The following is a 12,766-nucleotide window of genomic DNA, read 5'->3' on the forward strand; positions in this document are numbered from 1 at the left end:
AATGAGGGACATTTCATTTATGAAAGACTATTTAGTACGAGGTTTAGGGTTTAACGGACAGGTTCGTGTATTTGCAGCTTGTACAACAGCAACTGTAGGAGAAGCGCAGCGTCGTCATAATACATGGCCTATTGTGTCGGCAGCCCTTGGTCGTTCAATGACTGCGGCGGTGATGATGGGCGCCATGTTAAAAGGTGAGGAAAAAATTACTGTTAAAATTGAGGGGAACGGTCCAATCGGTCCTATGGTTATCGATAGTAATGCTAAAGGTGAAGTACGTGGCTTTGTAACAAATCCTCACGTTCATTTTGATTTAAATGAGCAAGGTAAGCTTGATGTACGAGCAGGTGTAGGGACAGAAGGTGCATTAACAATCGTAAAAGATCTTGGCTTAAGAGATATGTTCTCGGGACAAACGCCAATCGTATCAGGTGAGATTGCTGAAGATTTTACTTACTATTTTGCTACTTCAGAGCAAGTGCCTTCATCAGTTGGTCTGGGGGTTTTGGTAAATCCTGATAACTCGATTCTTGCGGCTGGTGGTTTCATCCTTCAATTAATGCCAGGCTGTGATGAAGAGACAATTGATGAAATCGAACAGCATCTTTCTACTTTAGAGCCAGTATCAAAAATGATTGAAAAAGGATTTACGCCAGAACAAATTTTAGAAGCTGTATTAGGAAAAGGCCATCTTCAAATTTTAGATTCCATGCCGGTAGAATTTAAATGTCAATGTTCAAAAGAGCGATTTGGTGCAGCAATTTTAGGATTAGGAACAGCAGAAATTCGAGAAATGATTGAAGAGGATGGTAGTGCAGAAGCACAATGTCATTTCTGTTTAGAAACTTATCATTTCTCAAAAGAAGAGCTAGAAGGATTTATCGATGAGCTCAACGCGTAATCGACGACCTTTAGCTGCAACACCTAACCAAACGCCCTTATCGCAACGCCGTTTAAAGACAAAACCTGCTTTAACAGTTATTGCAGTATTGTTATTAGGAAATATTATATGGTTTATTGCTTGGTTAATCCCGAATGACGGTCAAAAAATTGGTAGCGACGAGCAAGTCGCTGCCGTTGACGGGGATATTATCACACGTCAAGAGTGGATGGTAGCTATGGAAGAACGCTATGGTAAAGAAACACTCCAAAATTTAGTGAATGAATCTGTCATGGAAAAAGCTGCAAAGAAATATAAAATAGCAGTATCGGATAAAGAGATTGACTTAGAGCTTGCTTTAATGCGTTCTGCTCAGGATAAATTTGATACAGCGATGCAGAATCTTTCTGGAGAGCAATTGCGACAAAAAATTCGCTCACAGCTTATTTTAGATAAAGTACTGACAAAAGATGTAGTTATAAAAGAAGACAGTATCGAAAAATATTATGAGGATAATCAGGCGTTGTACAATACGAAAACAAGCTATCGTACAAATTATATTGAAGTGGAATCAAAAAAAGCTGCTGAGGAAGCATTAAATGAATTAAAAAATGCCTCTGATTTTCCAGTGTTAGCACGTGAAATTTCAGTAGACAGTGCTTCGGCTAGCTTAGGTGGAGATATTGGTTTCCTCACAGAAAAGCAAGCAAATGTCGATCCTGCCATTTTAAAGGCAGCTATTGCTTTAAAGGCAAATGAAGTTAGTAAAGCATTTAAGCTTGATAACGGTCATTACGGGATTGTACAAGTTCAAGAAGTAATAGAAGGACAATCCTTTACATATGACGATGTGAAAGAACATATTGAACGTGAGCTTGCATTAGAGCAATTGCCTCAATCTGTAACCCCAGAAGCATTTTGGTCTGAATTCAAGGCAACTTGGTATTACGGAGAAGAGAAAAAAGGTAAATAACAGATTGCTCCGAATGAATTTGAGAAAGAATCTGCAAGGTATCTGCGGGAAAAGTGAGCCAGAAAATATCTACAGACGTTTTACGTCAGCAGAGTTGTGGCCAACCCAAGGGAATTGGGCGGATTCTTTTTTGTTTAGGATGTTAATGTTTCAATAAATATTCTGAAAATATAAGCTTTATTTATTGACAATGGAATGGAAAAATTGATAAAATACAAAATAAGTTAAACCTATAAAAATAGTAGGGATTAGGAGTGGGATAATATATGAGTAGAATAGCGAAATCAGTAGCTGAATTAGTTGGAAAAACACCGATTGTAAAGTTAAACCATGCAACTGGTGAAAACGAAGGTACTGTTTATGTAAAATTAGAGTATTTTAATCCAGGCAGCTCAGTAAAAGACCGTTTAGCATTAGCGATGATTGAAGCGGCTGAAAAAGACGGTTCGTTAAAGCCGGGTGGTACAATTATTGAGCCTACTTCAGGAAATACAGGTATAGGTCTTGCAATGATTGCTGCAGCTAAAGGCTACAAAGCGATTTTAGTAATGCCTGAAACAATGAGCTTAGAACGTCGCAATTTATTACGTGCATATGGTGCGGAGCTTGTTCTTACTCCTGGGCCAGCGGGGATGAAGGGTGCAATTGCTAAAGCAGAAGAATTATCTGCTGAACATGGCTATTTCTTACCACAACAATTCACGAACCCAGCTAATGCTGTTATTCACCGTTTAACAACTGGTCCAGAGATTGTAGAAGCATTTGAAGGTTTAAAACTAGATGCATTTGTAGCTGGTGTTGGAACAGGAGGTACAATTACAGGTGCAGGTGCTGTATTAAAAGAAAAATATCCAAATATCGAAATTATCGCTGTTGAACCAAAAGACTCACCAGTGCTTTCTGGGGGTCAACCAGGCCCTCATAAAATTCAAGGTATCGGCGCTGGCTTCGTACCTGAAGTATTAGATACAGATGTTTATTCTTCTGTATTCCCCGTAGAAAATGAGATTGCATTCGAGGTAGCACGTAAAGTGGCGCGTGAAGAAGGGATCTTATGTGGTATCTCTTCAGGTGCAGCTATCTATGCTGCTATTGAAGCAGCAAAACGTTTAGGTAAGGGCTCAAATGTACTTGCAATCGTACCTTCTAATGGTGAGCGTTATTTATCAACACCTTTATATCAATTTGAAGACTAATCTAATTATTTGTACAAGAAGGCTCCTTTAAGAGGGGTCTTTTTTTATGGTTTTTATACGGCCCTGCTGCGGAAACTTTCAGCAATTAAATTATCGAGGCCACTTAAAAATATTCGCTTCTATAACATATTCAAGTTAAGATGGAATCACATCACATGACTTAAAGGGGAATAGCAACTTGAAGACCATACTTACGAAAACAATAACGATGGATGCAGATTCGTTTTTTTATAGCTATAAAAAGCAGACAGAAACAGAACAAAAACACGTATTTTTAGAAAGTGGACGAGGTGGGAATTTTACAATAGCCGCTTGGAATCCGTTGGCTACGGCAGAATCGGTCGAGGATGGTCTGCTTGTGAATTGGAGAAATGGGAAGAGTGAAATTTTAAATGGTGAGTCTCTTGCTTTACTAGAAGAATTAGTAGAGAAATACCATATTACATATAATACGGAGCTTCCTGTTTTTCAAGGTGGAGCTATTGGGTTTGTTTCATACGATTACGCACGTAAAATTGAAAACCTCCCAAATACAACAGTAGATGATTTACATGTACCCGATATCTTTTTCTATATTTTTGATTGCTGGGCAGTACATGATGTGAAAACAAAATCAGTAACGCTTATGAAACTAGAAAACTGTGACGTAGATTTAGAGGAACGTGCTTATGCATGGCAAGAGGCAGTACAAGAAGGGTTACTTTCACGTAAATTCGAAAAAACTAGTGCTGTAGAAATAATAAACGATGAAAGTGAATTGTTAGTATCGTTTGCTGGAACCGATTTTGAAGAAGCTGTAAGTAAAATTCAAACATATATAGCACAGGGTGATGTATTCCAAGTGAATTTATCAGTACGTCAATCAAAAAGACTAAATGCAACTGCAATGGATGTATACGAGGCATTACGAGCATTTAATCCTTCACCGTATATGGCTTATATTGAAGCACCTGACTTTGCTGTTGTTTCCGGATCACCAGAGCTTTTGGTGAAGCGTCACGGTATTGAGTTGTCTACGCGCCCAATTGCTGGTACACGACCAAGGGGAAAATCAGAGGAAGAAGATATAGCATTAGCGCAGGAATTAATTGATAATGACAAGGAACGTGCTGAGCATGTAATGCTTGTTGATTTGGAACGCAATGATCTGGGGCGAGTATCTACATATGGGACTGTTGAAGTGGATGAATTTATGGTCATTGAACGTTATTCACATGTTATGCATATTGTCTCCAACGTACGAGGAGAAATAGCTGCAGGGAAAACGAATGCGGATGTTATCCGTGCAATGTTCCCCGGAGGTACCATTACAGGTGCACCGAAAATTCGTACGATGGAAATCATTGAAGAACTAGAACCTGTAAGACGAGGGTTATACACGGGCTCAATTGGCTGGCTTGGCTATACAGGAGACATGGAATTTAATATTGTTATACGCACAGCATTCGTAAAAGACGGAGTGGCACATATTCAGGCAGGGGCGGGTATTGTCATTGATTCTGTTCCGAACAGGGAATACCAAGAGTCTTTAAATAAAGCGAAGGCGATGTGGCAAGCAAAGGCAATGGCAGAGGAGCGAGCAAAATGATATTAATGATTGATAACTACGATTCTTTTACGTATAATCTCGTGCAGTATTTTGGTGAATTTGGCCATGAATTATTGGTAAAAAGAAATGATGTACTAACGGTGGGAGATATTGAGCAACTAGCACCTGATATGATTATCATTTCTCCAGGGCCATGTAGCCCAAATGAAGCGGGTGAAAGCCTAAATATCATTAAATATTTCACGGGAAATATACCGATTTTAGGGGTTTGCCTTGGACATCAAGCAATTGCTCAAGTGTTTGGGGGAAACGTCATTCGAGCCGAGCGTTTGATGCATGGTAAAACGTCACCTGTACTACACGCTGAAATAGGTTTGCATAAGGGGATGCCCAATCCGTTTCAAGCAACTCGTTATCACTCATTAATTGTAGAAAAAGAGACATTACCAGCATGTTTTGAAGTGACAGCATGGACAGAGGAAGGCGAGATCATGGGCATTCGTCATAAGGACTATCCAATTGAGGGTGTGCAGTATCATCCTGAATCAATCATGACGGAGCAAGGTAAAAAGCTTCTACGTCAGTTTGTAGAATTGTACGTAGAGGGAGCGAAGTAAATGCTGTGCTGGATTAACGGAGACTATGTAGCGGCGCAGAATTTACGTATTTCGCCATTCGACCATGGATTTTTATATGGGTTAGGTTTTTTTGAAACGTTTCGAACGTATAAGGGTAAGGTGTTTTGTTGGGAAGCGCATATGGAAAGGTTGCATACAGCGCTTGCACAATATCGTATTTATATGCCATATACCGAAAACGACTTACTCAAGGTGGTTCATCAATTAAATGAATACGCAGATGGACAGGATGGTTACTTTCGTGTGAATGTATCGGCTGGAGAGCATAGTATTGGTTTGCAGCCAACTGAATATAGCCAACCGAATGTAATCGTCTTTCGCAAGGAATTACATGATACACCTCGTGGGATGGAAAAGACGGCACAGTGGCTTGTAACACCGCGTAATACTCCTGAAAAAGGGCTAAGAGTGAAATCGCATCATTATGGCAATAACGTACTTGGGCGTTTTGAGATGCCATCTCTGGCGCAACAAGAAGGCTTCTTTTTAACGGAAGGTGGCTTTGTTGCTGAAGGTGTTACATCAAATATCTTTTGGGTGAAAGATGATATACTATATACGCCTTCCTTAGAGACTGGTATTCTACCTGGAATTATCCGAGCGTGGGTCATTAAGCGAGCACAATCTCTAGGTATTGAGGTAAGGGAAGGTCTCTTCGCTAAAGAAGATATAGAACGAAGCGCAGAATGCTTTATTACTAACTCTGTACAAGAGTTAGTCCCAATTCGTCAATTAGAAAACAAGCAATTACTAGGCAATAAGGGGCTAGTTTATTCGTGTTTACATGAAGCATTTGTGAATGAAGTGGAACAAGGATAGAAGGAGCGTTAACATGCTGGAAAAATATAAAACACCATTAACTATTAATGGTATCGTGTTAGACTATACAGCAGAAACTTTTGTGATGGGTATTTTAAATGTCACACCAGATTCATTTTCAGATGGAGGAAAGTACAATAACGTTGAGGCTGCTGTTGAACAAGCGAGAAAGATGGTAGCTGATGGTGCTAAAATTATTGACGTTGGTGGAGAATCAACACGCCCGGGTTATGAACGAATTTCCGATGAAGATGAAATCGCACGTATTGTACCTGTTATTCAAGCGTTAGCAAAAGAAGTACCAGCCATAATATCAGTGGATACGTATAAGGCTAATGTAGCACGTGCAGCTATTGAAGCTGGTGCGCATATTATTAATGATATTTGGGGAGCAAAGGCCGAACCTGAGATAGCACAGGTGGCAGCAGATTTAAATGTACCCATTATTTTAATGCATAATCGTGAAAACACCGATTATGGTACTGACTTCTGGATGACGGCAAAGGCCGATATAGAGAAAAGTATTGCTATTACCCTGAGTGCAGGTGTCCCTGATAGTCATATTATTTTAGATCCAGGTATAGGCTTTGCCAAAACTACCGCTCAAAATATAGAAATGATGCAACAATTAGAGGAATTAGTAGCAATGGGTTATCCTGTTTTACTAGCGACTTCACGTAAATCAATGATTGGTAATGTTTTAAAGCTACCTGTTGAGGAACGTATAGAAGGTACAGGAGCAACAGTTGTTTATGGTATTGAAAAGGGCTGCCATATGATTCGTGTGCATGATGTAAAGGAAATGGCGCGAGCTACCTATATGGCTGATGTATTAGTTGGTAAACGTATTTATAAGGGGGAAGCGTGATGGACTATATTCATCTAAAGGATATGCAGTTTTACGGCTATCACGGTGTTCTAGCTGCAGAAACAACGCTTGGGCAACGCTTTCGTGCCAATGTTTCACTTGCGGTAGATATGACAAAGGCTGAAGCAACTGATGATTTGAATTATACAGTAAACTATGCAGAGGTTTATGCCCTATGCCGTGATATCGTGGAAGGTGAACCTTTCAAGCTTATTGAAGCACTTGTCTCAAAAATAGCAAACAGTATATTAGAGACATACCCAGAAAAGGTTATGGGTGTTCGCGTGGAGCTTATTAAACCAGACCCACCAATTCATGGTTATTATAAAGAGGTATCAGTTGAGGTGACGAGAGGTGATTACTAATGAATGATGTGTATTTATCGATTGGAACAAATATGGGCGATCGATTGGAAAACCTTCAGCATGCTGTCGAACTTTTAAAGAACAAAGAGGAAGTTAAGGTTGTGAGTATTTCTTCTATTTACGAAACAGCTGCCGTAGGCTACACTGACCAAGCGGACTTTTTAAATATTGCTGTTCATATTAACACGAGTTATTCATCTTCTGAAATGCTGAAAGTTTGCCAATGGATTGAAAGTGAACTAGGGCGTGTTCGTGAGTTCCGATGGGGTCCCCGAATTATTGACCTTGACATCTTGCTTTACAATCATGAAAACATTGAAACAGATAGCTTAATTGTTCCACACCCAAGAATGTATGAGCGAGCTTTCGTATTAGTACCACTGATAGAAATTACGCCTGCACCAGTTGGAAAACAATTGCAAAGGGCACATGATATAATCCAACAGATGGATTGTGAAGAGGAAGGCGTAACGCTATGGCAAGCATCGGCAGGGCTAAAAATTACGCAGTCAGTTAATTAAGTTTCTAATCCAGAAGACTATTGATGTATTGATTGTCTATAATTGCATAGCATTAACGATAGATTTATATATAGGGAATAGGTGAAAACCTATAGAAGGAGGAAAACAACGTTGGGTCAGACAACTGAGAAGCCCTTTCAAATTGGCGATATTGTCATGGACAACCGTGTCGTATTAGCACCAATGGCTGGAATTTGTAACTCTGCTTTCCGTTTAACTGTTAAGGAATTTGGAGCAGGGCTAGTATATGCAGAAATGATTAGTGATAAAGGGATTGTCCAAAAGAACGAAAAAACTCTAGGCATGCTTTATATCGATGAGCGTGAAAATCCACTTTCGTTGCAAATTTTCGGTGGCGATAAGACGACACTAGTGGAAGCGGCTAAATATGTTGATGAAAACACAACTGCTAATATTATCGATATAAATATGGGCTGCCCTGTCAATAAAATTATTAAGTGTGAAGCGGGCGCTCGTTTACTTTTAGATCCAAATAAGCTATATGAAATGGTAGCGGCTGTTGTGGATGCAGTAAAAAAACCTGTCAGCGTAAAAATGCGTATTGGTTGGGATGACGAGCATATCTTTGCTGTTGAGAATGCACAGGCTGCAGAACGTGCTGGTGCTTCAGCAGTAGCTGTTCATGGACGTACGCGGGTACAAATGTACGAAGGAAAAGCCAATTGGGATATCATTCGCCAAGTGAAGGAAAATGTAAAAATTCCTGTGCTTGGTAATGGTGATGTAGAAACTCCTCAAGATGCAAAGCGTATGCTGGATACTACAGGGGTAGATGCAGTAATGATTGGTCGTGCTGCATTGGGTAATCCGTGGATGATTTATCGTACAGTACAATATCTTGAAACTGGTGAGTTAAAGGAAGAGCCAAGTGTACGTGAAAAAATCGATGTATGTTTACTTCACTTTGAACGTCTTATCCAATTAAAAGGCGAAGGTGTAGCGGTACGTGAAATGCGTAAACATGCCTCATGGTATTTAAAAGGGATTCGCGGAAATGGTAAAGCTCGTAATGCGATTAACCAAACAGAAACTGCATCAGAGCTCCGTACCCTATTAAATGGACTTGTTCAAGACTATGAAGAGCTTGAGTCTAAATTAATCGTACCAGAAACAAAAGAACTAATTATTTAACTTATTTCAGCGGGTGTCCAAATATCTGTACCTGCAGCTACGCGACACCTGCTGAAATAGAGGAATCGTCTAAGAACGCCACATTCTGTGGCAACCACTTTGTAACCAACATCATGTAGTTGTTGCTTTCTCACAAAAAAACATCTGTTGGCCTAAAGCCACAAGACGCAATTATGTCGAGGCATAGTTAACATTATATTGAAGAGGCGTCTCACTGTTCGATTTGAGACGTCTATTTTTCTGCTAACATTAATTTTTAGAATTATTAATTATCTCTTCTGTTATGGAAATTAAACCGAAACAGATGATTACAGCAATAAAATTGTGTACAATAGAAATATTATGGACGTAAACGCAACACGGACAATTTAATAAGGAGTGAAACAAGTGTCAAACATAGAAGAATTAAATGATCAGCTTTTGGTGAGACGCCAAAAAATGACGGCTATTCGAGAAGATGGTCAAGATCCATTTGGTAGCCGTTTTGAACGTACTCATTTATCAACAGAAGTACGAGAACAATTTGCAGATCAATCAAAAGAGCAGCTAGAGGAAAACCTACAAGAGGTAATTATCGCGGGACGTATTATGACGAAACGTGGTAAGGGGAAAGCTGGCTTTGCACATATTCAAGATTTAGGTGGCCAAATTCAAATTTACGTTCGTCAAGACCATGTTGGCGAAGAAGCATATGAATTATTTAAACAAGCTGACCTAGGCGATATCGTAGGGATTCGCGGTAATGTATTCAGAACACAAGTAGGTGAGCTTTCAGTTAAGGCTGAAGAATTTACTTTCCTAACGAAGGCACTACGTCCAATGCCAGAAAAATTCCACGGCTTACAAGATGTAGAGCAACGTTACCGTCAACGTTACTTAGATTTAATGACGAATGAGGACAGTAAAATAACATTCATTACTCGTTCAAAAATTATCCGCGCTATTCGCAACTATTTAGATAACGCAGGATATTTAGAAGTAGAAACGCCAATGCTTCATACAATTGCTGGTGGTGCAGCAGCTCGTCCGTTCATTACACACCACAATGCGCTTGATATGGAATTATATATGCGTATTGCTATTGAACTGCATTTAAAGCGTTTAATTGTTGGTGGACTAGAGAAAGTGTATGAAATTGGCCGTGTTTTCCGTAATGAAGGTATCTCAACACGCCACAACCCTGAATTTACAATGATAGAACTGTATGAAGCTTATGCAGACTACAAAGATATTATGTCTCTAACTGAAAACCTTATTGCTCATGTAGCCCAAGATGTTCTTGGTACAACTACAGTTCAATATGGAGAAGATGAAATCGACCTTGCTGTAGGCTGGAAGCGAGTTCATATGGTAGATGCAGTAAAAGAAGCTACAGGTGTAGACTTCTGGCAACCTATGACTAAGGAACAAGCTCAAGCACTTGCTAAAGAACATGGAGTTGAAGTTAAAGAAACTCATGAAGTAGGACATATTATTAATGAATTCTTCGAGCAAAAGATTGAGGAAACTCTTGTTCAGCCTACATTTGTTTATGGTCATCCGGTAGAAATTTCACCTCTAGCAAAGAAAAACCCAGAGGACGAGCGTTTCACAGACCGTTTTGAGCTATTTATTGTTCGACGTGAGCATGCAAATGCCTTTACAGAATTAAATGATCCTATTGACCAACGCGAGCGCTTTGAAGCTCAACTGGCCGAAAAAGCAGCAGGTAACGATGAAGCGCATGAAATGGATAATGACTTCATTGAAGCATTAGAATACGGTATGCCTCCAACAGGTGGTTTAGGTATTGGTATCGACCGTTTGATCATGCTTCTTACAGACTCACCATCAATCCGTGACGTATTATTATTCCCAACAATGCGCCATACTACAAAATAATACATTTTTAATGAGATTTATCACACGACAATGTTGTGTAGATTCTCTTAAATAAGCAGGAGCCTAAGTGCAGGGAAAGCACTTTGGCTCCTATTTTTGCTTTTGATATACCAGAGGGAATTATATATTGGCGATACGGAATAAATAATTGTTTCAAAGGCAGAGCAATGAGAGATGGCATTTTATATTTACTATTATTATTAGAGTCAGGCGATTAAAAGCAGGGTTTTTTTGTGGGAGAGTGTGGGAAGAAAGGGTCTTTTGGAATAGGATTCTATTATTGCTGAACAGTTATTCATCGATTTTTACTAGTTCAGACTGTTTCTAGAGCAACGACTTTAATATCGCATGAGGTCAGAGAATAGAACTCTACTATCCGACAATGTATTCTTTGGCTGCATTTAAAGAAAAGTAGAAATCAGTACGTCAGAATTGTAGGGTAAAATTCCTGTTTGTTTCTGTTGAAGGATTAGTATTACTGGGTTATGTTTGAAAAGTTTAAAGTACTATTTAAACCGTGAATGAATATAGGGTATACTTTTAGAGTTCCATATTTTGCAGATAAAAAGAATAGATTTTAAAAGAAGTTAATTGGAGGCTTATGATGAATTACAAAATCATTAACAAACAAGTATTTGAACAGGCGCAACTTCGTTCGGTTTCGGATGTTCCATTCACTGAAGAAGAACTTGAAAATGGGATGAAATTAGTGGTCTCTAAGATGGATGCGACCCTTACTTTATATTTAGTGGACATAGAGGGACAAAAAAAATTCGACGTTCGTTGGGATGATTCTTCTGAAATTTTCAGCGGCTGGTATTCAGCATGGGATAATTTCTCTTGGTGCCTAAATGTAGTCGATTCCCAAAATAATTAATTATTTGTTGGCACTTTATATTGACACTTTCAATTTTGAATGCGGAATCCATAAAGTTAGCCTATCAAACTTTCTTTTCTTTTTTACTATTTTGAGCATAAAAGTATGGCTCGAAATGAAAATAGTAATAGAATTAGAGAAAAGAGAATGCATCATTAATAAGGGCCAAGCATGAATAAGCGGGAGTCAGGTGCAAAAAAGCAGTTTGACTCCTGTTTTGGCGCTTGAAAGTATGAAAGTAACTTGAGAAGGTATTTGAGCACTTTGGTGGTGTAACTAGATACTTCATTTGTATAGATTGATTTGTTAATCTCCATTTCCGCAGAAGACTCCAACCTCTGCAGGTGGTGAGATGAATGCGATTTGAGTTCCTTTTCGGTGGGTGTCCAAACATCTATTGAATTAGAGGAGTTCATTGAAATGATGAACATCGTGTATGTCCTCATGCAGACATAAGCAAAATTCAAATTTTCGGACGCATTGTTTCTCTGGGTAAACGGTAATTACGCCAAAATGTAAATGATTTATATAGTTGTGATTTATGAGAAAGAGCTGTATAGTTAAACAAATAATGAATATATCATTATTCTATTCTCGAAAAAACGCAAAATAGCTTACTAATTCATTAATTATAAAAAAGATAATTTTATAGCAAAAAACACTTGCTAACGTGTTAGAATCATGATAAATTATTACTTGTCGTTAAAACGACTTAACAAAACAACATTGACGATAACAAAAAAGGTTGTTGACTCTAACAACTAGTTATGATATAGTTTAAGAGTTGTCTCTTTGAAAAAGAACGCTGAATAAAGGTGTTGACAGCAAAAACATAAGGTGTTATGATATGAGAGTTGTTGAAAAAACAACAAAACAAATATGAACCTTGAAAACTGAACAAGCAAAACGTAATCAATAAAGTTTTTAGTAGCTAACCTTGAGTTAGTGAACGAAACAAATTTTGGACATCATAAAGATGCCAGCAAAACAATTTGAGCTAATCAAATTTCTTTTATGGAGAGTTTGATCCTGGCTCAGGACGAACGC

At 38.7% G+C, this 12,766-nt stretch carries 13 protein-coding genes; 12 read left to right on the top strand and 1 reads right to left on the bottom strand.

Annotation, left to right across the window (positions count from 1 at the left end; all coding sequences use genetic code 11):
• The first annotated feature begins 19 nt into the window (after positions 1-19).
• The 10 genes from hslO (at position 20) to dusB (ending at position 8,961) form a co-directional block, all read left to right on the top strand.
• Positions 20-901: an Hsp33 family molecular chaperone HslO gene (hslO, locus tag ACIQXF_RS17145; RefSeq protein ID WP_402785025.1), complete on the top strand. Its 882-nt coding sequence runs from the start codon at positions 20-22 to the stop codon at positions 899-901.
• Positions 885-1,853: a peptidyl-prolyl cis-trans isomerase gene (locus ACIQXF_RS17150; RefSeq protein ID WP_402785027.1), complete on the top strand. Its 969-nt coding sequence runs from the start codon at positions 885-887 to the stop codon at positions 1,851-1,853. Before hslO ends, ACIQXF_RS17150 begins: the two co-directional genes overlap by 17 nt.
• Before the next feature lie 266 nt (positions 1,854-2,119).
• Positions 2,120-3,049: a cysteine synthase A gene (cysK, locus tag ACIQXF_RS17155; protein WP_402785029.1), complete on the top strand. Its 930-nt coding sequence runs from the start codon at positions 2,120-2,122 to the stop codon at positions 3,047-3,049.
• A 178-nt stretch (positions 3,050-3,227) separates the two neighbouring features.
• Entirely contained in the window at positions 3,228-4,637 is a 1,410-nt protein-coding gene (locus ACIQXF_RS17160) for an anthranilate synthase component I family protein (protein ID WP_402785030.1), read from the top strand.
• A complete protein-coding gene (gene pabA, locus ACIQXF_RS17165; RefSeq protein WP_402785032.1) occupies positions 4,634-5,215 on the top strand; it encodes an aminodeoxychorismate/anthranilate synthase component II in 582 nt (193 codons plus the stop codon). Before ACIQXF_RS17160 ends, pabA begins: the two co-directional genes overlap by 4 nt.
• Positions 5,216-6,055, top strand: coding sequence for an aminodeoxychorismate lyase (gene pabC, locus ACIQXF_RS17170; protein WP_402785034.1), 840 nt, complete (start codon positions 5,216-5,218; stop codon positions 6,053-6,055).
• Positions 6,036-6,923, top strand: coding sequence for a dihydropteroate synthase (gene folP / locus ACIQXF_RS17175; RefSeq protein ID WP_402785036.1), 888 nt, complete (start codon positions 6,036-6,038; stop codon positions 6,921-6,923). The genes pabC and folP overlap by 20 nt, the downstream gene beginning before the upstream one ends.
• Entirely contained in the window at positions 6,923-7,288 is a 366-nt protein-coding gene (folB, locus tag ACIQXF_RS17180) for a dihydroneopterin aldolase (protein ID WP_402785038.1), read from the top strand. The genes folP and folB overlap by 1 nt, the downstream gene beginning before the upstream one ends.
• Positions 7,288-7,809, top strand: coding sequence for a 2-amino-4-hydroxy-6-hydroxymethyldihydropteridine diphosphokinase (gene folK, locus ACIQXF_RS17185; protein WP_402785040.1), 522 nt, complete (start codon positions 7,288-7,290; stop codon positions 7,807-7,809). Before folB ends, folK begins: the two co-directional genes overlap by 1 nt.
• A gap of 111 nt (positions 7,810-7,920) precedes the next feature.
• Positions 7,921-8,961: a tRNA dihydrouridine synthase DusB gene (gene dusB, locus ACIQXF_RS17190; protein WP_402785042.1), complete on the top strand. Its 1,041-nt coding sequence runs from the start codon at positions 7,921-7,923 to the stop codon at positions 8,959-8,961.
• On the opposite strand, the gene ACIQXF_RS17195 is transcribed toward dusB, so the two are convergent.
• Positions 8,958-9,095: a hypothetical protein gene (locus tag ACIQXF_RS17195; protein WP_402785045.1), complete on the bottom strand. Its 138-nt coding sequence runs from the start codon at positions 9,093-9,095 to the stop codon at positions 8,958-8,960. The two genes, dusB and ACIQXF_RS17195, sit on opposite strands and share 4 nt — an antisense overlap.
• Positions 9,096-9,339: 244 nt before the next feature.
• Between ACIQXF_RS17195 and lysS the strand changes: the two genes are divergently transcribed.
• Both lysS and ACIQXF_RS17205 read left to right on the top strand, forming a co-directional pair.
• Positions 9,340-10,842 (top strand): lysine--tRNA ligase, encoded by a 1,503-nt coding sequence (gene lysS, locus ACIQXF_RS17200; RefSeq protein ID WP_402785048.1) that lies wholly within the window; start codon positions 9,340-9,342, stop codon positions 10,840-10,842.
• 601 nt (positions 10,843-11,443) lie between these two features.
• The gene (locus ACIQXF_RS17205; RefSeq protein WP_402785051.1) at positions 11,444-11,719 is read left to right on the top strand and encodes a hypothetical protein; all 276 of its coding nucleotides are present in this window, start codon (positions 11,444-11,446) and stop codon (positions 11,717-11,719) included.
• Positions 11,720-12,766 lie beyond the last annotated feature (1,047 nt).

Origin of the sequence: Lysinibacillus sp. NPDC097231 (genome assembly GCF_044761885.1) — a bacterium.
GTDB lineage: Bacteria > Bacillota > Bacilli > Bacillales_A > Planococcaceae > Lysinibacillus.

Excerpts from the sequence above, each read along its gene's own strand:
- cysK (WP_402785029.1), top strand. The coding sequence starts at position 2,120 with ATGAGTAGAATAGCGAAATCAGTAGCTGAATTAGTTGGAAAAACACCG.
- pabA (WP_402785032.1), top strand. The coding sequence starts at position 4,634 with ATGATATTAATGATTGATAACTACGATTCTTTTACGTATAATCTCGTG.
- pabC (WP_402785034.1), top strand. The coding sequence starts at position 5,216 with ATGCTGTGCTGGATTAACGGAGACTATGTAGCGGCGCAGAATTTACGT.
- ACIQXF_RS17205 (WP_402785051.1), top strand. The coding sequence starts at position 11,444 with ATGATGAATTACAAAATCATTAACAAACAAGTATTTGAACAGGCGCAA.
- hslO (WP_402785025.1), top strand. The coding sequence starts at position 20 with ATGAAAGACTATTTAGTACGAGGTTTAGGGTTTAACGGACAGGTTCGT.
- folP (WP_402785036.1), top strand. The coding sequence starts at position 6,036 with ATGAAGTGGAACAAGGATAGAAGGAGCGTTAACATGCTGGAAAAATAT.
- folK (WP_402785040.1), top strand. The coding sequence starts at position 7,288 with ATGAATGATGTGTATTTATCGATTGGAACAAATATGGGCGATCGATTG.
- folB (WP_402785038.1), top strand. The coding sequence starts at position 6,923 with ATGGACTATATTCATCTAAAGGATATGCAGTTTTACGGCTATCACGGT.
- ACIQXF_RS17150 (WP_402785027.1), top strand. The coding sequence starts at position 885 with ATGAGCTCAACGCGTAATCGACGACCTTTAGCTGCAACACCTAACCAA.